Here is a 25,138-nt window from a genome sequence, read left to right on the forward strand (position 1 = left end):
ATCTTTTGATTTTGATTTTATAAAACCAAGATCAACAGATCGCAGCCTCGTTGCACTCGACAGCTCCTACAGGAGGCTTACAGGTCCATGACTTTTGGTAGTTGCCAGCCGAAATGCACCGACAACAGTCGCAACGACAAGCACGCCGCGCCCGCCAGCAGCGCCGCAGCCACCGGTGACACGCCCAGCCGCCGGCCAATGATCAACACCGCCGCCCCGACAAACGCCGAGCTCGCATACAAATCCGCCTGCAACACCACCGGCACCCGTGCCAGCACAATGTCGCGCATCACCCCGCCACCGACCCCGGTGATCGTGCCCATCAGCATCGCCACAAACGGCGAGATGCCATAGTTAAGCGCCTTCTGCGCCCCGGCCACCGCAAACAACGCCAGCCCGGCGGCATCGAGCACGATCAAGGTCGACCCGGACCAACCCAGCACCTGCTGGTGAAACACAAACGCCAGCCCGCCCATGGCAAACGCCAACGCCGGATAGCGCCAATCCGCCACAGCATTGGCCGGCGTAGCGCCAATCAGCAGATCACGTGTGACCCCGCCGCCCAGCGCCACGATGAACGCAATCACCATGACCCCGAGCAGATCAAGCTGACTGCGCATCGCCGCAATCGCGCCCTCGACAGCAAACACCGCCGTACCGGCCAGATCGGCCACCAGCACAACCCGCTCAACCCGGGACTTACGCCGCGCCGGTGCTATTGCGTGACGCAACGGGTGGTCGTGATCTGTCGAGTGACTTGGCCATCGGCATACGCATCACCGACCACTTCAGTGTTTTCGAGGACTTCGCAAGTACGTTCAGGCGGTGGAGGCGGCGCGGCAGGCGGCGGAGGTGGAGGACTGGCGCAGCCGCTTAGCAGCACCAAACCAAAGGCCAGCGACAACGGTGAACACACGCGTTTCCCAGGATTATTCATAGGACGACCCGCGAAGAATGGAAGAAAACTCCCGTGGCCGGGCAGGACAATGCACGGCGATGGAAACCGAACCACTCATTCCTTATAGACCAGAGTCCGGCAAGTGCCAGTGGAATGGTGGGACTAGAGGGAATTGGCTGTCGATTTTGGGGTGGGATGGTGAAGCGGATCGTGTGGTCGGAAAATATGCGCATGACTTTAGAACTGGCCCTCACCCTAGCCCTCCCGAAACGTCGGACCGCCCAGAGGTAGAGGGGACTGACCGAGGTGCTAACAAGAAATACGCTGACGTGAAATACCGAGGTGAACTCAGATTCAAAAAAACCCAAAAATCCGCTCCAGCTTCTGCTTCACCACCACTCAACACGATGAGCGTTAGCTCGAGTAAAGCTCTTGATCTCAAGCGCCCATCGGCAGGCTGAGTGGAGGGATTGATCCGGGGGTGGGAGCGAAGCGACGTTTGGCGCAGCCAAACACATCGAGAGGAGGTGCAGCGAAGCAAACCGGAGGCGATGCCCCCGGATCAATCCCGGAGCGAAGGAACCCGAGCCACAGCGAGGGCCGAACGTCAGGGTAAAGCCTTTTGGGTTACCTTTTTGGCGTTTGAAAAAGGTGACCCGCCGTAAGGGCGGAACCGTAAGCAGCCTTCACCCAACAACGGATATGTAATCAAACAGGATCCACAAAAGACCGCAAGGAATTGCTCTCCAACTCATACCGCAACTCCCCAACCAACCCCTCCACAGCCTCCCCAGACCGCAAAGCATCCAGACTCAACCCACTCACCACCAAATCCACCCGTCCCGAAGCCGGGTGATACAACTTCACCGTCAGCGAATTCTCCCCATCCACCACACACTCACACGCCAACGGCGAAAAACTGCGCTCCAGCTGCACGCGCAACTGCGCCAGATTGATCATCCCGATACTCCCGCGTGACGACGCACCAGAAATGACTCAATGAAAGACAACAGACACATGGGTCGATCCTTAAACCGCTTCGAAGAGGATGCGACCAGAATCCGCAGACCCGTATCGCACCTGAACAGACTAAGAACCTGCGCCTGATGCCAAAACCCGAATTTGCACCCCTTCGACTAGTGCATTTGCACCTTATCGCTGGCCTTTGCTTCCCCACACGCCAGAGAACAGTCCACGCTCCCGCGCCCAGACAATCGCCTCGCTGCGGCTGTGCACATCAAGCTTGGAGTACACCGTCGCCACATGATTACGCACAGTATTCGGTGCGAGTTTCAGGCGCGCCGCGATTTCCTTGTCCGCCAGCCCTTCGCAGATCAGCCCGAGCACGTCACGCTCACGCGCCGTCAGCTCCGTGAACGACACGCTAGGCAGTTGCGGCGAATTGACCTTTTTCACATTGGCCAGTTTTTCAATCAGCGTGCGGCTGAACCAGGACGCGTCTTTCATCACCTCCTCAATCGCCGCCACCAATTCCAGCTCGGTGCGTTTGCGCTCGGTGATGTCCATCAGCGCCAGCAAATAGCACGGCGTGTCCTGGATGACCATCGTCTCGGCCGAGACCGCGCACTCGAGCAGATCCGCGTCTTTCTTGCGCACGCGCAAATCCACGCGATCAACCCGGCCGGATTTGACCAGCGCCGCAAACAGACGCGTGCGCGCCGCGACATCATCGACAAACTCCAGCTCGGAAACGGTCTTGCCCAGCACCTCATCGCCGCTGTAAGCCAGGGTATCGAGGAACGCCTGATTGACGTCGATCACCCGCTGCTCGTCAGTGCTGCAGATGAGAATCGGCACCGGCGTCAGACGAAAGGCCTTGGCGAAGCGTTCTTCACTTTGCCGTAACGCCACTTCGACCTTGCGTCGCGGTTCCATATCAACGAAGGAAAACAACATGCAGTCTTCATCGTTGAGCACCAGCGTCTGACCGGCGACGACTACCTGCTTGCTGCCTCCGTCGGCCGTGCGCAGCTCAGCCTGCATCTGCGGAATGGTCGCCACATCGCGCAGGCGCTGGATCGCCAGCTCTTTGCGCTCGGCCTTTTCGAGGATGTCCAGCTCATAGGTCGAGGCGCCGATCACCTGATCGCGGCTGTAGCCGGTCATCTCCAGAAACCCCGGATTGACCTTGATGTAGCGCAAGTCGCTGAGACGGCAGATTACCGCCGGGGCCGGGTTGGCATTGAAGGTCTTCTCGAAGCGCTGCTCGGCGTTGGCCCAGTCGGTGACGTCGCTCATGATCAGCACCAGCGATTCGGGATCGCCGTTGCGATCAGTCAACACCAGACTGCGCACGGTATGCACCCAGGTGCGTTCTTCATCATGCGCCGGAGTGACTTCGACCAGCACGTCGCTGAAGGTTTCACCGGCCGCCACGCGGCTGAGCGGGTATTGATCGGCGGTCAATGGGTGATTGTTGCGATAGCGCAGGTTGAAGCGTTCAGCGTACTCCTTGGCATTGTGCCCGAGCTCACCGACGCGACTGATGCCGTGCATGGTCAACGCCGCTTCGTTGGCCCAGAGAATGCTCTGATCGAGTTCCAGCAGAATCACCCCGTCGGACAGACTCGCAATGATCTGCTGCAACTGGCGGCGATTGGTTTCGGTGGTCAGTACGTCCTGGCTCATTGGCTCTCCACAAGTGATGCGAGCATGTGAAGGTTACGACCGCAGGCTGTTGGGATCGTGCCGAGCATTCTTCCCGGACATCCACCAATCCCCTAGCTCCCACAAGGTTCAGTGCAAATTTGAGGTTTCGACCAATTCGCGCAAGGTATCGAGAAACAACCTGAGCACAGGCGATGCATCGTCGGCGCGGTAAGTGGCGTACAGCGGCACTTCCGGCAGCGCCGGAGTCAGGCGGCGAAACACCAGCCCCGCCGGGGCGAGTTGCTCGATCGAAGCCGGCAACAGCGCCACGCCAAACCCGGCCCTGACCAGGCTGAGCAAGGTCTGCACCTCGATCACTTGCTGGCGAATCTGCGGTGTGAACCCGGCCTTGATGCAGCACTGAAAGAGAAAATCGGCGAACCGCGACTGCTTCAATTCCAGCGCCACGAACGGTTCCTGCGCCAGATCGGCGGGCGCCAGATGTTCGCGACCGGCCAACGGATGATCTGCCGGCATCACCACGCGGATCGGCTCATAGATCAGCAGTTCATTGCGCAACTGCGGGTCGTCATAGCCAACGCGAAACACACAGGCGTCAATGCGCTTTTCCTTCAACGCCTTGACCTGCGCCGCCGGGGTCATTTCATGCAGACGCCAATTGACCTGCGGATAGCGCTCGCGAAACAGATGCAGGGCTTTGGGCAGCACGCCGACCATCACCGAACTGATCATGCCGATTTCCAGCTCACCGAGCTGCCCGCGCCCGGTCTGACGGGTCAGGTCCAGCGCCCGCTCAAGCTGCTCGAACACCAGCGGCGCCTGCTCCTTGAGCATCTGCCCCGCTGCCGTCAGCTCAACCCGATGATGACTACGCGCGAACAGCGGCGTACCAAGTTCTTCTTCCAGCAAACGAATCTGCTGACTGAGCGGCGGCTGGCAAATGTGCAACCGCTCCGCCGCACGACCGAAATGCAACTCGTCGGCCAGCGCCATGAAGTAACGCAGCAAGCGCAGGTCCATGGCGGCTCACCCGAGGTTCAGCGGCGTCGAGCGCTGCCGCACGCCGGTCAGGCTGAACAGCGCGTTGGCAATGGCTGGCACCACCGACGGACTGCCCAGCTCGCCGACACCGCCGGGTTTGTCCGATTGGCCGTCGAGCACGAGGATGTCCACGGTTGGCATGTCGGACATACGTGGGACGCGGTAGTCGTGAAAGTTGCTCTGCACCACCCGGCCCTGTTTGATGTCGAGCCGATCAAATAACGCATGACCGAGGCCCCACATCAGGCCGCCGTAGATCTGTTCTTCGACGCCACCGGGCGACACCGCCAGACCGCAATCGACCACGCAGGTGAGCTTCTCGACTTTGGCTTGACCGTCGACGTTCACAACCCGGGCGACCACCGCGATAAAACTGGTGTAACCCTGATTGGTCGCGATCCCCAGCGCAGTGTCCGGCGGCAATGGTTGGCCCCAACCGGCGCGTTCGGCAGCTTGTTTGAGCACCGCCACATGCCTTGGACGCTCCTGCATATTCGCTAACCGAAATGCCAAAGGATCTGCGCCAACCGCATGCGCCAGTTCGTCCATGAAACTCTCCACGGCGAACACGTTGGGAATGAAACTCACCGAGCGATACCAACCACTGGGCACACCGCTTTCGTGTTTGACCCAGTTCAGATCCAGGTGCGGCGGACGATAGGCGAAGTCCCACGCGGTGATCGCCTCGGTAGTGCTGTAATCCATATGATCCGGGCGCTCGAAATACCCCGGTTCCCACTGTTCCGGCGAAGCTGGCGACACCGCGTGCAATTGCAGTGCGCTGAGTTTGCCGCTTGCATCCAGCGCGCCTTTGACCCGATGTAAGGTCGCCGGGTGATAGAACAGCGCGTGCATTTCGTCTTCACGACTATTCAGCAACTTCACCGGAACGCCGGTCTGCTGCGCCAGATAGGCGACTTCGAACAACCAATATTTGGCTTCCCGCGCGCCGAAACTGCCGCCGGACACCAGTTCATGGATGGTGACTTGGTCTTTGTCGAATCCGCAGATCACTCGGGCGGCTTCCAGTGCCGAGGACGGCACCTGCACGCCGCCCCAATAGGTGATCGCCTTGTCCTTGACCTGCGCGGTGATGCAGATCGGTTCCAGCGGGTTTTGCACCTTGTAGGGCATGCTGTAATCGGCTTCGAGCAGCTTGGCTGCGCGCGGCCATTGTGCGGCGACGTCACCGTGGGTCATGGCTTTGATGGTTTGCGTTTTCGCGTCGCCAATCGCCAAAGCCTGGGCGTTGTGCAACTCCACACTGTCGAACCGGGCCAGCGCGGAATCGCTCCATTTGATTTCCAGCACTTTGCGTCCCTCTTGCGCGGCCCAGTACGTATCGGCAACAACCGCCACGCCCTCAAGGTTGCCGCCGAGTACGTCGGGTCTGCCCGGGATTGCGATGACTTTGCGCACACCGGGCACTTGCAATGCCGCCGCTGAATTCATCGCCACGACTTTCGCCCCAACCACCGGCGCGCGTTGAATCACCGCCACCAACATCTCGGGCAATTGCACGTCGATGCTGTACTTGAAGCGCCCGCAGACTTTGGCCGCTGCATCACGTTTATGGCGCAGCTTGCCGATGTATTTGAATTGCGCAGGATCTTTCAGCGTTACGTTGGCCGGAGCCGGCAGATGCGCCGCCACACCCACCAGTTCGCCATAGCCGAGGCTGCGTTGGCTCGACAGATGTACCACCCGACCCTCTTCGGTAGAGCAGCTATCAGCACTGACTTTCCACTGCTTCGCCGCCGCCGAAATCAACAGCGCCCGCGCCGTCGCCCCAGCCATGCGCAAGCGGTCGTATTCCAGCGAAACACTGGTGCTGCCACCGGTAGAAAACACCTTCCACACCGGATGAATGTAGGTTTCGAAAAACGGATCTTCCGGGGTAATCACCTGCACGGTCATCGGATTGACGTCGAGTTCCTCGGCCACGCACGCAGCCAAAGCCGTGTGAGTGCCGGTGCCGGAGTCGTGCTTGTGCACCACCAGTTTCACCGTACCGTCGGGCAGCACGCGCACCCAGGCATTCGGCTCGAATTCGGTGGCTGGCGCCGGGGCTTTCGGGTCAGTCGCGGCCGCGCCGGAGGGCAAATACAGGGCAATCGCCAAACCTGAAGCGACCGTTACCGCTTGCTTGAGAAATTCCCGGCGCGGCAGCTCGAATTGCGTGTCATCCAGGCGGCTCATCACGCCTCCTTCGGCGCATTCGCCGCGCGTTTGATGGCTTTGTTGATGCGCCCGTAGGTGCCGCAACGGCAGATATTGCCGGACATGGCGTTGCGGATCGAATCGTCAGTCACCGCCGCGCCAGTGTTGAGCAGCGCAGCGGCAGACATGATCTGCCCGGATTGACAGTAGCCGCATTGCGGCACATCTTCGGCGACCCAGGCCAGTTGCAGCGGATGGGTCTCGGTGGGCGACAAGCCTTCGATAGTGGTGATGTTGTGGCCAGCGACGGCGGCCACTGGCAACTGGCAGGAACGCACCGCGACGCCGTTCAGGTGCACAGTGCAGGCACCGCACAGGCCCATGCCGCAGCCGAACTTGGTGCCGGTGAGTTTCAATTGATCGCGCAAGACCCATAACAAGGGCATGGAGGGGGACGCCTCGACCAGCTCGCGTCGTTCGCCGTTTACCGTGAATGTAATCATTGTCAGGCTCCAAAAGAGCGGCCCGTCTTTGTGCAGGCCTGGTGACCGATTATTGGGAGCCACGACAAATCGCGGCCAGCGACGATTTCTGCCAACCGGTGTAAGCAGGACTAACAACATGTACAAGCGATACCCGTCGGTGCAGTCCATGAGCGCGTTTATTCACGCAGCGCGCAGCGGCAGTTTCTCCAGCGCCGCGCGCAAACTCGACCTCACACACAGCGCCATCAGCCAGCAGATCCGCGCACTCGAAGATTTCATCGGCCAGCCGCTGTTCGTGCGTGAAGGCGGCGGCAGCAACCTGACCGATGCCGGGCAGCTGTTTGCCAGCGTGCTGTCGGATGGCCTGGCGCAGATTGATCGCGCCTTGTCTTCGGTGAAAAACCGTAGCGTGGCTCAGCGTCTGACGCTGGATGTGGACAGTGAACTGGCGCAGAGCTGGCTCAATCCGCGCCTGCCGCAGTTACTCGATAGCCTGCCGGATTATGAGGTGACGCTGCTGTCGATGCCGCGCAGTGATCGCAGCACGTTCGAGCGCGTGGACCTGGCATTGCGTTATGGCTATGGCGATTGGGATGACTGCGAGATGGTGCAGATCTGTGGGGATCGGGTGTTGGCAGTGGCTTCGCCTGAGCTGCTGGCGCGGCATGAATTACAGGTGCCGCTGAGTCCGGCGCAGATTTTGGAACTGCCGCTTTTGGGGTATACGCGGCGCTCGTGGATTCCGTGGCTGGATGCCGCCGGCATGCCGCCGAACGAGCCTCCGGCACGGGTGATTTTTGATAATGCGGCCAACCTGATTGCCGCCGCCGAGGCCGGTGTCGGCGCAGGACTGGTGCGCGGATTATTGGCAGCAGATGCGTTGCGCAGTGGGCGGCTGGTGGCGTTGAACGAGGCGCAGATTGCCGCGCATTACAATCTCTATGCGGTTTGGCCGCATGGGCAGGCTGAGCGCGTGGCGCCTGTGGTTGAAGCCGTGCGGCAGTTGGTTTTGGGTACGCTTGAAGATCCTGCCCTCCCCCAGCCATGACCGCGCGCTTTACACCGGAGTCACCGAAGACTGTTGATGAGGTTTACTGCTGAGGCCTTTCGGACTCAGCTGCTCCGTTTAGATCCATCCGGCTTCATTTCGCGAAAAAACGTTCGCCGATATTCAGAAGGCGACGTGCCGAGATGAGCGACGAATTGTTGCCTCAAGGATAAGGGCGTTCCGAAACCTGCCTCTCCGGCAACGCATTCAATGGGTAAATCCGTCGTTTCAAGCAGTTCTTGTGCTCTGACGACTCGCTCGGCATTCAGCCATTTAGAGACGGTACTGCCCGTCGCCTCCTTAAAGCGTCGAGTAAACGTGCGCCTGCTCATTTTCGCCATGTCTGCCAGGACATCGAGAGACAGATCACTGGACAGGTGCGTACGCGCCCACGCCAGTACATCAGACAAATGAGTCTCGCTGGATAGCTGCGGCACAGGGCGCTCAACGTATTGAGCCTGACCTCCCTGCCTGTGCGGCGGCGTTACCAGCATCTTTGCGGTGCGATTCGCCACATCTGCACCGAGCCGCTGGCGTATCAAGTGCAGGCAACAATCGATTGCCGCCACGGTTCCCGCAGAAGTCACGATATTGCCATCACTGACATAGAGCACCTCGGGCCTGAAATGAACCTCAGGGAAGCGTCGGGAAAATTCGTCTCTGACGGCCCAGTGGGTGGTCGCTTCCTTGCCATCAAGCAGCCCGGCATCTCCGAGCACGAATGCTCCCAGACACAAGCCGACGATGAGCTTTCCCTGGGCATTAGCGAGCTGCAAGGCTTTCACAAGCTGCGCAGATGCAACGACCGACTGATCGCCCCACGCGGGAATGACAATTACATCAGATGCCTCCATCAGTTCCAGGCCATGAGCGACCTCCAGGCCGATGCCTTGGTCGCTACTCACCGTACCCGGCGACTCTGCGCAGTAGCTGACCTCGTATTGCGGTTCACCGGGCGCGGATTGAGCCGTACCCAGAACCACGCCCGGGACAGAAAGATGGAACAGACTTACGCCGTCGAAAGCCAGAACAGCCACACGTATGGATTGCATCAGGCAGCCTCAGAGGGATAAATCGCCCCTCTCAAATGTACGGACACGTTAGTCGATTGGCCCGATTATATCGAAATATGTCATTCAGGCCACTGTCGGGCTTCAAAGCATTCGGCAAGAATGGTGTTCTCGATGTATCAACAGGATTAATCACATGAACTTCAGAACACTCCCTCTTGCGCTCAGCATTGCTTGCGCTGTGGCCACCGCACCGGCATTTGCGGGATCAAACGCCCCCAAGTCGCCGGACGCATCGCATAAAGTCGACTTGCAGCAAATTCGTAACGCCACGGTGAAAATCACCTACGGCGGCACGACATTCCTGATCGACCCAATGCTCGCCAAAAAGGGAGCCTATCCAGGATTTGAAAATACTTACCGAAGCAACCTGCGCAATCCGTTGGTTGATCTGACAGAGTCGCCGGCTGAAGTGATCTCCGGTATCGACGCAGTCATCGTCACGCATACGCATCTTGACCACTGGGATGATGCCGCACAAAAAGCGCTGCCCAAAGACATCCCTCTGTTCACTCAGCATGAAGAAGATGCGCAGCTGATTCGCTCCCAGGGTTTCAAGGATGTCCGCGTATTGACTGATGAAGCTGAATTCGGCGGCGTCAAAATCAGCAAGACCGGTGGTCAGCATGGCACCGACGAAATGTATGCCGTACCCGCTCTGGCGAAACCTCTGGGCGAAGCAATGGGCGTCGTTTTTCAAGCGCCAGGCTACAAGACGCTCTACCTCGCCGGCGACACTATCTGGCGTAAAGAGGTCGATCAGGCCATCGAGAAATATCACCCCGAGGTCATCGTGCTCAATGCCGGGAAAGCAAAAATGACCGGCTACGAGGGTGCAATCATCATGGGTGAGGAGGACGTTCTGCGCGCTTCACAGGTCGCGAAAAACGCAAAAATCGTCGCCGTGCACATGGACGCAGTCAACCATATGTCCCTGACCCGCAAGCAATTGCGCACCTACGTCAAACAGCAGGGTATCGAGAGTCGCGTAGACATCCCGGAAGACGGCGCTTCATTGGAGTTTTGATTCAAGCATCAAGAGCCGCTGGTGAAGGCGGCTCGCGATATCCCTGAAGTATCACCACCCCTCCCAATTAATATTGTACGAACCCAACCCCTCCTCCCAATACTCGCCCCCAAGCAACCACCCACCCGGGCCGGATGCGACCAGGCGAGGGAATGTGCAATCCAGTTGCGCATAGAAATGGCCGATGACCCGGGACGTGGATGCTGTCAGCCGCAAGGCTGCCTTCCCCGCTATCAGGAGATCGACTGCAATGATCATCGATATCAGCTGCTATCCCACCGATCTGGTGGACCTCGCCTGGAGGCATGACGGTGACCCGTTCACCGGCGAGCGTCTGCTGGAGATGATGGATGGCCCGTACATGGTCAACGGCAAACCTCGCCGCATCGACAAAGCCTTCATCCAGCCCCCGCAAGGCAACACCATTTACACCTGGACCGACGGCGATCTGACCGGTCGCGAGTCCATCGACGCCTACATGGCCTACACCCTGAAAATGGTCCAGACCTACCCGGATCGTTTCATCGGCTGCTTCGTCTACAACCCGCGCTGCGGCGTGGAAAACGGCGTCGAGGCGATCGAGCGCTACGTCACCGAACACGGTTTCAAGATGGTGCAGATGCAGGCCAACATGCATGCCTATCGACCTGACCGTGCGCTGGACTGGGTGCGTCCGTGCTTCGAGAAATGCGCCGAGCTGGGCATTCCGGTCAAGCTGCACACGGGCGATGGGCCGTACAGCATCCCGTCGGAATGGGTGCCGATGATCAAGGAATTCCCCAACGTCGATTTCATCATGGCGCACTTCGGCGTGCAGACCGGCGGCGTCTACGTGTTCGAACCGATGCAATGGGCGATGGAGTTGCCCAACGTCTACTGCGAATCCGGCTGGTGCCTGCAATCGCGGATTGTCGAGTTCGCCAAGGTGCTGCCGACGCACAAGATCCTGTTCGGCACCGACACTCCGCCGAACGAACCGGGCATGTGGCTGCGTTTGCTCGAAGTGCTCTGCCATGAGCCGCCGCAGGGCCTGAACCTCGACGAGAACACGCTCGAGGATTACCTGGGCAACAACACCGCGCGGATGATCGGCCTTGAGCCAACCCCGCCACCGCGTTCCGTTTCCGAAGCAGAGGCGCAGCTCAAGCGCCCCGTCACCACTCAATTGGCCAGGAGCTGAACCGATGATCATCGACACCCATCTGCACCCCACCAATCTGGTCGACGAGGCCTGGCGCCACACCGGCGAACCGTTCACTGGCGAGCGCATGCTCAAGCTGATGGACGGCCCTTACATGATCAACGGCAAACCGCGCCGCATCGACATGGGCTTCATCCAGCCGCCACCGGGCAACACCGGTTATCGCGACGGCAATCGCCGTGGCCGTGAGGGCGTGCGCGATTACATGTCGTACATCGCCGAACTGTGCATGAAGTACCCGGACCGCTTCATCGGCAACTTCAACTTCAACCCGCGCTGGGGACCGGAAAACGGCGCGGCGGAGCTGGAATTCCACATCAAGGAATACGGCTTCAAGATGCTCAAGCTGCACGCCAACATGCACGGCTATCGCCCGGATCGCGCGCTGGACTGGCTGCGCCCGGCGATGAAGGTCTGCGCCAAGTACAACATCGTGGTGCTGATTCACACCGGCGACGGCCCGTACACCATTCCGACCATGTTCTATCCGATCATCCGCGAGTTCCCGATGGTCAATTTCATCATCGGCCACTTCGGAATCCAGACCGGCGGCAACTACTCGTTCGAAGCGTTCTGGATGGCCATGGACACGCCGAACGTGTACTGCGAATCCGGCTGGTGCTTCCAGTCGCGGATCGTCGAATTCGCCAAGGAACTGCCGCGCAACAAGATCGTGTTCGGCACCGACTCGCCGCCGAACGAACCGGGCATGTGGCTGCGTGAGCTTGAAGTGTTGTGCTCGCCGGCACCGCAGGGCTTGGGAATCGATGAGGATCATCTCGAAGATTACCTGGGCAACAACATCGCCAGGCTCTGCGGGATCGAACCGACCCCGCCGCCCAAAGACCTGATCGAGGCAGACATCCGTCTGACCACCACTTACCTCTGAATCAAAGCTGTACCCCTGTGGCGAGGGGAGTTACCCCCTCACCACAGAGATTTCCTCAAACCTGATTTTTGAGGTGAAACCATGACCGTTTCGACGCTTGGCGATACCCAGGATTTCCACGTTTTCATCGACGCTTATCGCCGCGAATACCCGGACGATGTGCTGACCATCACCCAACCACTTTCCGCCGATCAGGACGTCACCGCCCTGGTCGATGCCCTCGCCGCTCAGGGCCGCGATCCGCTGCTAATCTGCGAGCAAGTCGGCAACCTCGGCGTGCCGGTGGCGACCAACCTGTTCGCCTCCCGTACCCGCATCGCCCGGTTGTTCGGCGTGCCTGCGGCGCAGTTGCACGAAACCTTCCAGACCCGCGCCAACCATCCGATCCCGCCGCGTTATGTAGCAACCGGCCCGGTGCTGGATGAAGTGTTCGAAGGCGAAGCACTCGATCTGGCGCTGCTGCCGATGCTCAAGCATTTCGACAGTGATCGCGGACCGTACATCACCAACGCGATCATCATCGCGGAGGACCCGCAGACCGGCATCGCCAACATGAGCTATCACCGCTCGATGCGCCACGCCCGCCAAGCCCTCGCCACCAGCCTGCACTCGCGCGGACACTTGTGGCGGATGTTGCAGACTGCCCGCGAACGCGGCGAAGAGCTGCGCGTGGCGATGGTGGTCGGCGCGCATCCAGTCTTCATGCTCGCGGCGGCGGCGCGTTTGCCGTTCGGCAGTGATGAACGCGCGGTGGCCGGTGGCTTGTTTGGCGCCCCGCTGGAACTGGTCAAGACCCCGCGCTACGGCATCGGCGTTCCGGCTTACGCCGAGTTCGTGCTTGAGGGCGCAATCGACCCGGCAGCCTATGCAGAAGAAGGCCCGTTCGGCGAGTTCAGCGGTTACTCCTCGGATCGCTCGACCAACAACGTGCTGCGCGTCGACACGATGTTACGGCGCAAAGACGCGTGGCTGGTGGACGTGGTCGGCGGGTGTTACGCCGAACATCTGACCCTCGCCCGGCTGCCGCGTGAAGCGGAAATGAGCGAAAAGCTCAAGGCACGTTTCCCCGCCGTCACCGCCGTGCATTACCCGAATTCCGGCACGCATTTTCATTGCTACGTTGCACTGGATCAAAGCCGTGACGGCGAAGCGCGACAGATCATGCTGGCGCTGCTCGGCTGGGATCCGTATCTGAAAAGCGTGATCGCAGTGGACAGCGATATCGATATCACTGACGACAGCCAGGTGCTGTGGGCACTGGCCACGCACTTCCAGCCGCACCTGGACATTTTCGTAATCGACGGCTTGCCCGGCAGCCCGCTAGACCCGTCATCCTCGGTCAACGGCACCACGTCGCGCATGGGCCTGGATGCCACGCGCGGCTCTGGGTTTGACGGGATCAAGGCGCAACTTGATCAGGACGTGCTCGAACGTGCGCGTGTTTTGCTCAAGGATTATCCAGCGTGAACCGCCAACGGATGGTGGTCGGGATCAGCGGCGCGTCCGGGTTCATTTACGGCGTGCGTCTGCTGGAATTGCTGGCCGAGCTGAATATAGAGAGCCACCTGATCATCAGCCGCGCCGCGCTGCTGACCATGGCCCACGAAACCGATTACAAACTCGCCGACGTCACGGCGCTGGCCAGTCATTACCACCGCGCCGATGACGTCGCCGCCGGGATTGCCAGCGGCTCGTTTCGTTGCCTCGGGATGGTCGTCGCGCCCTGTTCCATGCGCACCTTGGCGGAGATCGCCACCGGCACTTCATCCGGGCTGATCGGCCGCGCTGCCGACGTCACGCTCAAGGAGCGCCGCACGCTGGTGCTGATGGCGCGCGAAACGCCGCTGACCCTGGCGCACCTGCGCAACATGACCGCCGTCACCGAGATGGGCGGAATCATCGCCCCACCGGTTCCGGCGTTCTACGCACGCCCCGATAACCTCGCACAAATGGTCGACCACAGCCTCGGCCGCGTGCTCGACCTGTTCGGCCTCGATGCCGGCACTGCGCTGCGCTGGCGAGAACCTCAAGCAGATCCACCGGCTGACATAAATCCCTGTGGCGAGGGGATTTATCCCCGTTCGGCTGCGCAGCAGTCGTGAAGCCATCTTGCGCGGTGTGCCTGATTCATCGCGATTGCAGGTTTGGGGCCGCTTCGCGACCCAACGGGGATAAATCCCCTCGCCACAAAGGTCAATCAAAGGAGCCTCACATGAACACACCCTTCAACGCCCCGACCCCGAACACCAAAATCCCCGTGACTATCCTCACCGGGTTTCTCGGTGCCGGCAAAACCACCCTGCTCAACTACATCCTCAAGGAAAACCACGGGCGCAAGATTGCCGTGATCGAAAACGAGTTTGGCGAGGTCGGCATCGACGGCGATCTGGTACTCAGCTCGGAAACCGAAGAAATCTACGAAATGGTCAACGGCTGCGTGTGCTGCACCGCCGAAGTTCGCGAGGATCTGGTGCGCATTGTCCGCGAGCTGGTGGCGCGTCCGGTGCGGCTCGATCACATCCTGATCGAAACCAGCGGCCTCGCCGATCCGTACCCGGTGGCGCAGAGCTTTTTCATCAACGATCCGATCGCCGATGAAGTCGAACTCGACGCCATCGTGACCATGGTCGATGCCAAACACGTCGCCCGGCATCTGGAAGATTTGCAGCTGGATGGCGTCGACAATCAGGCGGTGGATCAGATCGTCTGCGCCGACCGCATCGTGATCAACAAGATCGATCTGGTCAGTGCCGAAGAAGTCGAGGCACTAAGCAGCAAGATTCGTGGATTGAATGCCACTGCAGATCTGGTGACCTCGACCCACGCGCAAATCGATCTGTCGAAAATCCTCGGCATCGGCGCCTTTGAGTCCACCCAGAAACTGATGGAAATCGGCGCCGAACACGACCATCACGCCGATGAACATCACCACGAACATGACGAACCGGACCATACCCATGACCCGAGCGTGACCTCGGTCGGCATCGCCGTGGATGGCGCAGTCGATCTGATGGCGTTCCACCGCTGGATCAGCGAATTGCGCAACGTACAGGCCGACAACCTGTACCGGATGAAAGGCGTGCTGGCGGTGGCAAACGAAGACCAGCGCTACGTGCTGCAAGGCGTGCACAGCCTGGTCGAGTTCCGCGCCTCGACCTTGTGGGGCACGGAGCCGCGCTCGAGCAAGATCGTATTCATCGGCCGCGACCTGGATCGTGCGGCGCTGAATCAAGGCTTCGCCGCCTGCCTGGCAGGCTGAAAAACGGCATCGGAGCCGGTGGATGGCGGTTCCGGGCACGAATGACTGATGCACGTCGATCAGACACTGAAAACCTGTGGGAGCTGGCTTGCCAGCGATAGCGGACTGTCAGTTGATAAAGATGGTGACTGCAAAATCGCCATCGCTGGCAAGCCAGCTCCCACAGGGTTCCATTGTGCTCTTGAGCTAAGCGGCATCAGACGAATACCCCTCTGTACCGAATAACAACAGCTAGAGGTGTTTCCCCATGTCGTCAGCCACAACCCCATCAAGCACCGCTTCAACCGTGCACCCGGTCGACCGCGTTTTACCGGTGCGCCAGATGCTCACCCTCGGCCTGCAACACATGGCCGTTTCGTACATCGGCGCCATCGCCGTGCCGTTGATTGTCGCCAGCGCCTTGAAAATGTCCCACGCCGACACGGTGGTGCTGATCAGCACCACGCTGTTCTGCTCCGGCATCGCCACCCTGCTGCAAACCGTCGGCTTCTGGAAATTCGGCGTGCGCCTGCCGATTCTGCAAGGCGTGGCGTTCAGCAGTGTCGGCCCGGTAATCGCCATCGGCAGCAACCCGGAAGTCGGCTTTGCGGGGGTCTGCGGAGCGGTGATTGGCGCCGGGATCTTCACCATGCTGATAGCGCCGTTCGTGGGCCGATTGCGGCGCTTCTTTCCGCCAGTGGTGACCGGTTGCATCGTCACCGTGATCGGCTTGCAGCTGTTCCCGATTGCCTACGAATGGGTCGGCGGCGGGCGCAATGCGAGCAACTTCGGTGCTCCGGCGTTTCTTGGCGTGGCGGTTGTGGTGCTGCTGACGATCCTGTTGGTCAACCGCTACGGCAGCCCGCTGCTGCGCAACATGGCGGTGCTGGTGGGGATGCTGATCGGCGCGGGGCTGGCTTACGGTCTGGGCATGGGCAGTTTTCACAGCGTCGAGGATGCACCGTGGCTGACCGTGCCCTACCCGTTCTACTTCGGTCTGCCGACCTTCAGCCTGATCCCGATTGCGACCATGGTGGTGGTGATGATCGTGCAGATGGTCGAGTCGATGGGGCTGTTCGTCGCCATTGGCGACATCGTTGAGAAACCCGTCGAAGACAAACAAGTGATCAACGGCCTGCGCGCCAACGGTCTGGCCAGCACTATCGCCGGGATGTTCGCCGCGTTCCCGTTCATTGCGTTCATGGAGAACGTCGGCCTGGTGATCCTGACCGGCGTGCGCAGCCGCTGGGTGGTGGCGGTCAGCGGCTTGCTGATGTGCTCGATTGCGCTGGTGCCGAAAGCCGGGGCGATCATCGCCTCGATGCCCACCGCAGCGCTGGGCGGTGCCGGCATAGCCATGTTCGGCGTAGTCGCGGCGGCGGGGATTCAGACCCTGGCCAAGGTCGATTACGAGCGTAATCGCTACAACGTGTTGATCGTCGGTTTCACCCTCGCCGCCGCGCTGGTGCCGGTGCTCGCGCCGGCCCTGTTCAAACAATTGCCCGAGTGGTCGCAGCCGTTCCTGCACAGCAGCGTAGTGATCGCCTGCCTGGTGTCGGTGCTACTCAACGCCGCACTGAACGGCGTAAACGTGCCAGAGAGCACGCCCAGCAAATCCGCTTCGCACATCCTCTGACTGGAGCTGCCCATGACTCAACTTCAAAACATCCTGATCAAAAACCCCGTGGCGGTGATGACCGGCCTGCGTGGCCCGCGCGCCCGCGCCGGTGCGGTGGACATCCGCATCGTCAACGGGCGCATCGCGGAAATGGCCGCCAACCTTGAAGCGCAGCCCGGTGAGCGGGTGATCGATGCGCGCAATTCGCTGGTGTATCCGGGCTGGATCAACACCCACCATCACCTGTTTCAGAACCTGCTCAAAGCCGTGCCTGAAGGCTTGAATCAGGATCTGCAAGGCTGGCTGGCCAGCGTGCCCTACCCGCGTTTGAACCGCTTCACCCCGCAACTGGCGCAGATCGCCGCGCGGCTGGGAATGGTCGAGTTGCTGCTGTCCGGCGTCACCACTTGCGCCGATCACCACTACCTCTATCACGCCAGTGGCACCACCGAGACCGGGGATTTACTGTTCGATACGGCGGACGAATTTGGCTTGCGTTTCGTGCTGTGCCGCGGCGGCGCGCTGGAGTCGGCGAGCGCGCATCCGGGCTTCTCGAAAACCGCGCTGCAACCGGAAAGTCTTGAGCAGATGGTCGGCGATATTGAACGGCTGAAATCGCGCTATCACCAGGACACACCGGATGCGATGCGCCGCGTGGTGGTAGCGCCGACCACGCCAACCTTCTCCCTGCCACCAACGCTGCTGCGCGAATTGGCGCACACCGCTAGAGGGATGGGCCTGCGCCTGCACACGCATTTGTCGGAAACTCAAAACTACGTGAATTTCTGCCGCGAAAAGTACAACTGCCTGCCAGTGGAATTCGTCGCCGAACACGAATGGCTCGGCCCCGACGTGTGGTTTGCCCACGCAGTGCACCTGCAACCGGGCGAGATCCGCATGCTCGCCCAGACCGGCACCGGCGTCTCGCACTGCCCGGTGAGCAACGCCCGACTGGGCAGCGGCGTGGCGCCAATCCCGCAGATGTACGAAGCGGGTGTGCCGATTTCCCTTGGCGTCGACGGCGTGGCTTCCAACGAATCCGGGAGCATGGTCGGCGAAGCCAACACCGCATGGCTGATTCATCGCGCCGAACAAGGCGCCGGCGCCACCACGGCTGAAGACGTGATTCACTGGGGCACGGCGGGTGGTGCGCAGGTGCTGGGGCTGGGCGCTGTTGGCACACTTGAGGTCGGGCAAGCGGCAGATCTGGTGGTCTACAGCCTCGATCATCCACGCTTCTATGGCTTCCACGACAGCGCGGTCGCGCCAGTGGTCGCGGGTGAGCCGATCACGGTGAAATACAGCCTGGTCGGCGGGCGCATCGTGGTGGATAACGGCGTGATTCCGGGGCTGGACATCGAACGCATGCGCGCCGAAGCATGGGAAGGCGTGCAGCAACTCATGAACGTTGACGACTGACCCAAGCCCCCGCAAAAACCGTGGCGCGTGGTCATTCGCGCACCACGGCTTTCTCGACTAGAGTTAGTGCCTCATCGGATTGAGCCCCTGCCAGCTACATCGGGCTCTTGATCAAGGAGAGACTGATGACACACCGCAGCAACATCGAACGGACCTACCGCACCTGGTCCACGCCTATCCTGCTGGAATTGAAAAAACGCGAAGATCAGATGGCGCCTGTCGAGCGGCAGGCGCTTGAGGTTGTGTTGGTGGAACGGAGGTTGGTGGATTTGGGTAATCCGGAGGGTAAAGAACGACGTCAAAGTGTGGTGAAGAAAACCGTCAAGCCTGACTGATTGACTTGCCCGGATGTTAACGGCGGACTGAATTCTGGCGTGACCAGCGAGAGTCTTTCGCGTGCTTGCTCAAGAAGCGCCTGATGTGAGCAGAGCATCTTTACATCGTTGTAAATTCCATGCTGCTGAGCGTAACCATTGGGGTAAAAAAAGGGAGAGCAGGCCAATGTCACACTCTCCCTTTCAATGTGTTGGTAGAGGCTAGAAGTCAGACATAGTCTTAATAACGTTCTCTATTCGCTCCCGTGCAGCACTGGTCAAACGCTTTACACCGAGAGTTTTGGCAATTTCCAAAGGCATGTCACCTGCGGAAATCAAAGCTGCTACCGTTAGCAACTCCTCAGCGGCAATCTCCTCCACCGATCGCCCATCATCAACAGTTGCTGGGACACGGTAGCTGTTCCATGCAGCAACGTCATTTGCTGAATGCCAGACAAATTGTCCATAAACCGGATCGTTTCGCAGATGATGTTTCTGCTCCGTCAAGTCTAGAACTCGCTCTCGGATAAGGCGGCCGGTGCGCTGAAATCCATGGGCCCGAGCAACGCGTTGAACGAGCAGCGAATCGAGGATTGGTGCTTCCTGCACCAATACATGCGCGATCAAGTCTGCGAGAACCGCGTCGTACTCAGGAGAATAGAAGGCTTCTGCATTAATCCTGTCGCCCACATTGGTGAAGTCCGTAACCCGGTACTCGCCCTTGATTGCGGGAGTCACCCAACCCACGAACGACTTTGCGATCTTGAGTTCGGTAATTGGCTCAATGGGCGTATCCGTCATCGACAGATCGGTATCCTCTGAATGATCTGTGACTACTGCGAATGGCACGTTATGTACTAGAGACAAATGAGGTGCAAGTGTACTTTTCTCAGACTCCACACGGGCAGCAGCGATGGAACGAGAATCTTCCAGCAACGCTTCCAACGACGCGTGCAAGCGATCAAGCGCGCTCGACTTATCAATCCACCACTCGGTGGACCAGAGCCGAACCAAGTTCCACCCCAACCCCTTTAGAATTCCACTGCGCACTTTGTCACGGTCTCTTGCAGTGGCCGCACTGTGATAGGTAGCACCATCACATTCGACGCCAACGAGATAGTCTCCCGGCCGATCTGGATGCACGACACCCAAGTCGATACGGAAGCGTGATACGCCAATCTGCGGGACGACTTGCCAACCTTTGCGTCTTAAGCCTTGTGCCACGGCCTCCTCAAATGGCGAGTCATAACCCCCTACTGATCCTTGCACCGCTTCAGCAAGCGCCCTTGGCCCGCGCTGAGCAAACTCGATAAAGTGTTTCAGATCGCGTACGGCTCTAGCATTTGTTCGGTTCAGATCCACCATCGACGAATCAAAAGATGAGAAGACCAACATCTCCCTGCGTGCACGCGTTATAGCGACATTCAAACGACGCCAGCCACCTTCCTTGTTCAAAGGGCCGAAGTTCATCGACATGACTTGCGCACCCGGTTCGGTAGGACCGTATCCGATACCAAGCATGATCAAATCACGTTCATCACCTTGTACGGTTTCCAGATTCTTCACTACGACAGGTTCGGCAATATCATGCTGAAAAAATGGCTCGATCTGGGGAAACTGCTGCCGGGCCCTGTCCAGGAGGTCATTGATCAATCTTTGCTGATCAGTGTTGAGCGTAATGATCCCGATAGTGTGCCCCGCAGCCACAAAGGCCGGGTCCATCAAACGCTTCACCGTTTCATTGACGATCGCTTCAGCCTCGGCTTGGTTATGTCTGCCCTTACCCTTGGCGTAAACGCCATCAACACGACGCCATTCCACAGCGCTAGCACGTGTTTCAGCCGCAGGGAAAGTAATCAAATTACTGTCATAGTAACGATGATTGGAAAATGCGATCAAGCTTTCGTGGCGGCTGCGGTAATGCCAACTTAGGCTATGGCTTGGGATGCCTGCACCTAAACATTCGTCGAGAATGCTCTCCATATCCTCTGCCGTATCATCCTCAGCGGCGGACGCAGCACGATTGAAAAAATTGGTTGGCGGCATCTGACGCGGGTCGCCCGCAATCACTACTTGTTTGCCTCTTGCGATCGACCCTATGGCATCCCATGGTGCTATTTGAGAAGCCTCGTCGAAGATGACCAAGTCAAACAGCTCAAGATCCGTCGGAAGATACTGCGCAATTGAAAGTGGACTCATCAGCATGCAGGGAGCGAGCTTGGACATGGCATCACCCATCTCAACCGCCAGCTGTCGCACTGGTTTGTGGCGTCGAGATTTTTGTAGCTCATGCTTCAAAATACCAAAGCCGCCTTGCTTACCGATTTCGTTTTTCGACGGAATCAATCCACACAGTTTTGCGCGTATGTAGCGCACCGTGAGCTTGGACATATCCTCATCAATGCGGATAAACGCTTCGATATCGCTTGCATGTTCTGCTGGTACAAAATTTCGCAATAGCGGTTCGGCGTCGATAATCTGCGTCGCAAACCAACGAGCATAGGAAGTCTCGAAAGCATCACCGGCACCGCCTGCGGGGAGTGATTTTGCCGCCAACGCATCACTTAACGGTTTAAGTCCGCAAGCGATTGCTTCTTCCCTGACCCTGCACCAATCGCACCAAGCCTTAAGTTTGGATTCCTGCCGAACGACTGAGTTAGAAGCTACGAGCAACGACTCGATCGTCAACTTCGATTCAAGTGGAAGGTTACTCAGATCATTGAATTTTTTGCTCGCGCAATTGAAGTCAGCTAACGCCTCCTTCAAGTGATGCAGTGCCGATGTAATGAAACCGCCGCCGCCAAGCAGTTCATTGGCCTTAACGACCAGATTTTCAGTCGCTCCACGTAATGAAATTAAATCTTCAGGAGAGCCTGCCCTTGAGCTAACCACCGTCCTCAAACGCTCGCCCAACTCACAAGCTGCTGCCATAGCTGAAACATCGCTGGACACCCCGCTCCAGCCCGGCACGGAACCGACGTCCACCACCAAGCTTTCAAGAGAATCGAGCAACTCACGCATGCTAGAGAGTTTGACCAAATCCGCCTCAACATCTGGCTGTCCAGTTGCCCCCCCTGCCACGGCCAGATTTTTTCCCACTTTTTTCTTGCCCAACGTCGCAAGAAACCAAAATTTGGATTTGGCGATCTCCCAGTCGGCTTTCATCTGATCAAGATTGATCGTTCGACAAGCCTCTGGCGCATATCGCTGAGATAGCGTTTGTTCGATTTCTCGATAACCGGCGATTAGCTGAATTGCTCGCTTGGCTGAATTGATCTTCGCGCTGGCATTCAGAGTAAAAACGAACCCTAGATCAACTCCATGGGCGTCGACCAATAAGGCGACGAACTGAGTAAATTGTTCTATGTCTTCGCCGCTCTCGACCGCGAGAGGAAGGTCCGTAGCTTTCAGGAGACTGGTACTAGCAACTTTCAGTCGCTCAATCACACCGGGAAGCTCGCCAGCCGCGGCGACAATTGCCTCCTGCCATCCGTTTGACCAATCAGTGGGAGACAAAAGCGAAAAGTCGGCAGAAAGCTCTCGCGCTGCCTGACTATTCAGATCAAGACGTCTGGCAACGTCGCGCAACAGCGCATAGGTCTGAGTGTCGTGAACTGTGCCTTCTGCCCACATCAAACGTGGTAATGATGGGTTGCCATCTCGAACTACGCGTCCTATAGCCTGATGCACGGACAAACCGTTAGGGGAACGACGGTGCAGTATTTCAACAACGTCATTCAACCGGTTTCGCAGCAGGTGCAACTTGTTCGCTTCTGATGTCCATTCTTGCGCAGTCAACGCATCCCGGACGTCCCACGCTCGTTCGAGTTGCTTGAGCACTTCCACCTTCGACGTTTTGCTGGAATGTAGCTCCAGGCAAAACTCGCCCAAGCCCTTTTCTTCAAGTCGCCGGTAAACCACGTCTAAGGCAGCCATTTTCTCGGCAACAAATAAAACCCTACGTCCAAGGGCAAGGTTGTGAGCAATCATGTTGGCGATAGTTTGCGACTTACCAGTTCCTGGAGGACCATCAAGTACAAAATCACAACCACTGGCCGACGCGACGACTGCCGCTAACTGGGAAGAGTCAGCAGGTAGCGGTGTAAATAGATCAGACGGACTGACCTTTCTATCTAGCTCGGCGGGCTTCGGAAAATCACCCGAAACAGCGTAACCATCACCGCCAACGTTTCTTTCCAGCAGGTGCTTGACCATGGGGCTTTTCAACAGCTGCGCTGAGCGAGCAGCCAAGTCCTGCCACATCAGATATTTTGCGAAAGAGAACGTCCCCAGCACTAGATCCGTAGTGACTTCAAATCCTGGCACATCCCTGACAGCCCGCCTGACGATGTTCCAAATTCCGATTACATCAATCCCGTTGTCATCGGCAGGAAGCTCCCCTTCTAGACCTGGAATCACCAACTCGAAATCGTGTCGTAATAACTCAAGAAGCGTCAAGTTGAAGCGCGGCTCATCCTCGAGCAAGGTCATCGTCACACCCGATAGAGCACTTTTTCGATCAAGTTTGACGGGTAGCAGAATCAAGGGGGCGGAATAGGTTTTCGGGTCATCTGCCGACTTTTTCCATTTCAGGAAACCCAAGGCGAGAAACAGGGTATTCGCCCCGCCTTCATCTAGATCGCTTCTGGCTTTGCGATAGAGATCGATGAGAGCAACTTCGAGTTTGCTTTTTTCGAGTGTGGCTAGTACTTCCCCCCTAGATAGGGCGCTCCGTGCGTATTCGTCTCGCAGACTTTCGCGGTTTTGTTGTTCGTAGAGGGCCGCATCTCTACCTCCCGCTTCCAGGTCAGGCACTGACACTATTCGAATGCGCTTGCCACTTGCCAACTGATCCTCAAGCGCAGCAGGCTCCGGACAGATCAATCGAACGCCTTTCGCGCTGTCCGGCAGATGCAGGAGGCGATTTCTGGTTGTCAGATCCAGGAGTTTCCGTTGCCACAAAGTCAGCTTTCCAGCGGGAGAATCCGCGTCGGCCAGCACTTCGACGTCAAAAACCGGCAACGGAGGAGCCGCTTCTAATGCGTCCAGGACTTCGCTTGATGCTTCACCGGTGTCCGACTTAGGCATGGAGATAGAAGTCGCCAATGGCCGGATACGCTGCATCCGTGCACGATGCATATCAATGGCCATGATGAAGTCTTCATCATTAATCTGCCGTTCGGCTGCGCTTATCGCCTGACTAAAACCCGGCACAGGAACATGCGTTGCCAGAGTCGTTTCAAATACGAGCGCCTCCTTGAGATCAATGCGTTTTCTTACCGCACCAGCGTCCTCCGTAATAAGCTGAGAAAACTCTTGCGGCTGAAGCCAGACTCCGACAAATGCGTGCCCTTTAGTCATAACGACGAGCGCGTTGAGACCCGCCTGTTCCAGCGCTGCAGCAAAAAGCAGTGCAGTATCGAGGCATGTCGCGATACCACCTTCCAGAATAAGACCGGGCGTCCGAACTTTTTGTCCTTGAATTTCGAAGCTCGCTGGAGGTAACGCGTAGCTTAGTCTCAGTCCACAGATTGCTGACCAGATAGCAGACGCCAGCTCCCACGTTCTGGTCCTCGACTTGCTTTCATATCCATTGATGCCGTCTGGCTTCCCGGCTCGACGTAAAACATCAGAAGCCGATTTAAGTATTCGATCTACCGCCGGATCGTTGGGCATAACGAACGCTGGCAGCAGCTCCGGCATGGAGTTGATCCCACCCCATTCATTTTTTGCCAAAAGCTCAATCGGAAATGACTGGCTGTAAAGAGTTTGATCTTTGCATCGAAGACGCAAAGTCAATGTTGCAGTGAGACTTTCCGCCAGATCTGCAAGATAACCAGCATTCAGGGTCAAATTTCGCTCGGAAATATGCAGTGTCGAATCTTTGCCTAATCGGTCCAGCCGCCAAGTCTTGCCCTCAAGAAAGGGAGGGTCCGCTACAAGTTCCAGCTCAAGATCGTTGTAATCCACATCACCATCATTGTGTACCGCGAGCTCTCGAACGACCGGCACCGCATTCTGGTGAGAAGCAAAGCCAATCTTATTGGCGATCACTCCCTCGATCTTGATGGTCATAACCTTTCTCCGTAATGAATTCGG

At 58.4% G+C, this 25,138-nt stretch carries 18 protein-coding genes; 10 read left to right on the forward strand and 8 right to left on the reverse strand.

All coding sequences use genetic code 11. From position 1 onward, the window contains the following. Nucleotides 1-77: 77 nt before the first annotated feature. The 6 genes from ACP7BN_RS12275 to ACP7BN_RS12300 all read right to left on the reverse strand — a co-directional run bounded on the left by ACP7BN_RS12275 (nt 78) and on the right by ACP7BN_RS12300 (nt 7,233). On the reverse strand, nt 78-731 hold the full coding sequence (locus tag ACP7BN_RS12275; RefSeq protein ID WP_426204369.1) for a trimeric intracellular cation channel family protein: 654 nt from the start codon (nt 729-731) through the stop codon (nt 78-80). Nucleotides 732-1,606: 875 nt separating this feature from the next. Then, a complete protein-coding gene (locus tag ACP7BN_RS12280; RefSeq protein WP_426204371.1) occupies nt 1,607-1,858 on the reverse strand; it encodes a DUF1652 domain-containing protein in 252 nt (83 codons plus the stop codon). Nucleotides 1,859-2,050: 192 nt separating this feature from the next. Beyond that, nucleotides 2,051-3,547 carry a helix-turn-helix transcriptional regulator gene (locus ACP7BN_RS12285; protein WP_426204373.1) on the reverse strand — a complete coding sequence of 499 codons (1,497 nt, stop codon included), beginning with the start codon at nt 3,545-3,547 and terminating at the stop codon, nt 2,051-2,053. Between the two features lie 108 nt (nt 3,548-3,655). Next, nucleotides 3,656-4,549 carry a LysR substrate-binding domain-containing protein gene (locus tag ACP7BN_RS12290; RefSeq protein WP_426204374.1) on the reverse strand — a complete coding sequence of 298 codons (894 nt, stop codon included), beginning with the start codon at nt 4,547-4,549 and terminating at the stop codon, nt 3,656-3,658. A 6-nt stretch (nt 4,550-4,555) separates the two neighbouring features. Beyond that, nucleotides 4,556-6,769 (reverse strand): molybdopterin cofactor-binding domain-containing protein, encoded by a 2,214-nt coding sequence (locus ACP7BN_RS12295; protein WP_426204377.1) that lies wholly within the window; start codon nt 6,767-6,769, stop codon nt 4,556-4,558. Continuing rightward, the gene (locus tag ACP7BN_RS12300; protein WP_426204378.1) at nt 6,769-7,233 is read right to left on the reverse strand and encodes a (2Fe-2S)-binding protein; all 465 of its coding nucleotides are present in this window, start codon (nt 7,231-7,233) and stop codon (nt 6,769-6,771) included. Before ACP7BN_RS12300 ends, ACP7BN_RS12295 begins: the two co-directional genes overlap by 1 nt. A 118-nt stretch (nt 7,234-7,351) precedes the next feature. Here ACP7BN_RS12300 and ACP7BN_RS12305 point away from each other — a divergent pair, with 118 nt between their 5' ends. After that, nucleotides 7,352-8,263: a LysR substrate-binding domain-containing protein gene (locus ACP7BN_RS12305; RefSeq protein ID WP_426204380.1), complete on the forward strand. Its 912-nt coding sequence runs from the start codon at nt 7,352-7,354 to the stop codon at nt 8,261-8,263. A gap of 65 nt (nt 8,264-8,328) precedes the next feature. On the opposite strand, the gene ACP7BN_RS12310 is transcribed toward ACP7BN_RS12305, so the two are convergent. Further along, complete coding sequence (locus tag ACP7BN_RS12310; RefSeq protein ID WP_426204381.1) at nt 8,329-9,315, reverse strand: GlxA family transcriptional regulator; 987 nt, start codon at nt 9,313-9,315, stop codon at nt 8,329-8,331. A 154-nt stretch (nt 9,316-9,469) separates the two neighbouring features. Between ACP7BN_RS12310 and ACP7BN_RS12315 the strand changes: the two genes are divergently transcribed. The 9 genes from ACP7BN_RS12315 (at nt 9,470) to ACP7BN_RS12355 (ending at nt 19,060) form a co-directional block, all read left to right on the forward strand. Then, nucleotides 9,470-10,360, forward strand: a complete 891-nt coding sequence (locus ACP7BN_RS12315; protein WP_426204382.1) for an MBL fold metallo-hydrolase — start codon at nt 9,470-9,472, stop codon at nt 10,358-10,360. A 250-nt stretch (nt 10,361-10,610) separates the two neighbouring features. After that, entirely contained in the window at nt 10,611-11,540 is a 930-nt protein-coding gene (locus tag ACP7BN_RS12320; protein ID WP_420649597.1) for an amidohydrolase family protein, read from the forward strand. Between the two features lie 4 nt (nt 11,541-11,544). After that, nucleotides 11,545-12,450, forward strand: coding sequence for an amidohydrolase family protein (locus tag ACP7BN_RS12325; protein ID WP_134418495.1), 906 nt, complete (start codon nt 11,545-11,547; stop codon nt 12,448-12,450). A gap of 81 nt (nt 12,451-12,531) precedes the next feature. Next, a complete protein-coding gene (locus ACP7BN_RS12330; protein ID WP_426204384.1) occupies nt 12,532-13,917 on the forward strand; it encodes a UbiD family decarboxylase in 1,386 nt (461 codons plus the stop codon). 11 nt (nt 13,918-13,928) lie between these two features. Continuing rightward, nucleotides 13,929-14,552 carry a UbiX family flavin prenyltransferase gene (locus ACP7BN_RS12335; protein ID WP_426204523.1) on the forward strand — a complete coding sequence of 208 codons (624 nt, stop codon included), beginning with the start codon at nt 13,929-13,931 and terminating at the stop codon, nt 14,550-14,552. Nucleotides 14,553-14,662: 110 nt separating this feature from the next. Then, complete coding sequence (locus ACP7BN_RS12340; RefSeq protein ID WP_426204386.1) at nt 14,663-15,709, forward strand: CobW family GTP-binding protein; 1,047 nt, start codon at nt 14,663-14,665, stop codon at nt 15,707-15,709. A gap of 247 nt (nt 15,710-15,956) precedes the next feature. Next, complete coding sequence (locus ACP7BN_RS12345; RefSeq protein WP_426204388.1) at nt 15,957-17,324, forward strand: nucleobase:cation symporter-2 family protein; 1,368 nt, start codon at nt 15,957-15,959, stop codon at nt 17,322-17,324. A 12-nt stretch (nt 17,325-17,336) separates the two neighbouring features. Continuing rightward, nucleotides 17,337-18,725, forward strand: a complete 1,389-nt coding sequence (locus ACP7BN_RS12350; RefSeq protein WP_426204390.1) for an amidohydrolase family protein — start codon at nt 17,337-17,339, stop codon at nt 18,723-18,725. A 125-nt stretch (nt 18,726-18,850) separates the two neighbouring features. After that, complete coding sequence (locus ACP7BN_RS12355; RefSeq protein WP_420649592.1) at nt 18,851-19,060, forward strand: hypothetical protein; 210 nt, start codon at nt 18,851-18,853, stop codon at nt 19,058-19,060. Between the two features lie 201 nt (nt 19,061-19,261). On the opposite strand, the gene ACP7BN_RS12360 is transcribed toward ACP7BN_RS12355, so the two are convergent. Continuing rightward, nucleotides 19,262-25,114, reverse strand: coding sequence for a DUF3320 domain-containing protein (locus tag ACP7BN_RS12360; RefSeq protein ID WP_426204392.1), 5,853 nt, complete (start codon nt 25,112-25,114; stop codon nt 19,262-19,264). Nucleotides 25,115-25,138 lie beyond the last annotated feature (24 nt).

Origin of the sequence: Pseudomonas sp. TWP3-1 (genome assembly GCF_049896625.1) — a bacterium.
In the GTDB taxonomy this organism is placed as follows: domain Bacteria; phylum Pseudomonadota; class Gammaproteobacteria; order Pseudomonadales; family Pseudomonadaceae; genus Aquipseudomonas.

What these genes read in the sequence shown, in the direction of transcription:
- ACP7BN_RS12290 (WP_426204374.1), bottom strand. Translation starts at nt 4,549, where the DNA reads ATGGACCTGCGCTTGCTGCGTTACTTCATGGCGCTGGCCGACGAGTTG.
- ACP7BN_RS12300 (WP_426204378.1), bottom strand. Translation starts at nt 7,233, where the DNA reads ATGATTACATTCACGGTAAACGGCGAACGACGCGAGCTGGTCGAGGCG.
- ACP7BN_RS12305 (WP_426204380.1), top strand. Translation starts at nt 7,352, where the DNA reads ATGTACAAGCGATACCCGTCGGTGCAGTCCATGAGCGCGTTTATTCAC.
- ACP7BN_RS12315 (WP_426204382.1), top strand. Translation starts at nt 9,470, where the DNA reads ATGAACTTCAGAACACTCCCTCTTGCGCTCAGCATTGCTTGCGCTGTG.
- ACP7BN_RS12360 (WP_426204392.1), bottom strand. Translation starts at nt 25,114, where the DNA reads ATGACCATCAAGATCGAGGGAGTGATCGCCAATAAGATTGGCTTTGCT.
- ACP7BN_RS12310 (WP_426204381.1), bottom strand. Translation starts at nt 9,315, where the DNA reads ATGCAATCCATACGTGTGGCTGTTCTGGCTTTCGACGGCGTAAGTCTG.
- ACP7BN_RS12345 (WP_426204388.1), top strand. Translation starts at nt 15,957, where the DNA reads ATGTCGTCAGCCACAACCCCATCAAGCACCGCTTCAACCGTGCACCCG.
- ACP7BN_RS12335 (WP_426204523.1), top strand. Translation starts at nt 13,929, where the DNA reads ATGGTGGTCGGGATCAGCGGCGCGTCCGGGTTCATTTACGGCGTGCGT.
- ACP7BN_RS12320 (WP_420649597.1), top strand. Translation starts at nt 10,611, where the DNA reads ATGATCATCGATATCAGCTGCTATCCCACCGATCTGGTGGACCTCGCC.
- ACP7BN_RS12340 (WP_426204386.1), top strand. Translation starts at nt 14,663, where the DNA reads ATGAACACACCCTTCAACGCCCCGACCCCGAACACCAAAATCCCCGTG.
- ACP7BN_RS12280 (WP_426204371.1), bottom strand. Translation starts at nt 1,858, where the DNA reads ATGATCAATCTGGCGCAGTTGCGCGTGCAGCTGGAGCGCAGTTTTTCG.
- ACP7BN_RS12285 (WP_426204373.1), bottom strand. Translation starts at nt 3,547, where the DNA reads ATGAGCCAGGACGTACTGACCACCGAAACCAATCGCCGCCAGTTGCAG.
- ACP7BN_RS12325 (WP_134418495.1), top strand. Translation starts at nt 11,545, where the DNA reads ATGATCATCGACACCCATCTGCACCCCACCAATCTGGTCGACGAGGCC.
- ACP7BN_RS12350 (WP_426204390.1), top strand. Translation starts at nt 17,337, where the DNA reads ATGACTCAACTTCAAAACATCCTGATCAAAAACCCCGTGGCGGTGATG.
- ACP7BN_RS12295 (WP_426204377.1), bottom strand. Translation starts at nt 6,769, where the DNA reads ATGAGCCGCCTGGATGACACGCAATTCGAGCTGCCGCGCCGGGAATTT.
- ACP7BN_RS12330 (WP_426204384.1), top strand. Translation starts at nt 12,532, where the DNA reads ATGACCGTTTCGACGCTTGGCGATACCCAGGATTTCCACGTTTTCATC.
- ACP7BN_RS12355 (WP_420649592.1), top strand. Translation starts at nt 18,851, where the DNA reads ATGACACACCGCAGCAACATCGAACGGACCTACCGCACCTGGTCCACG.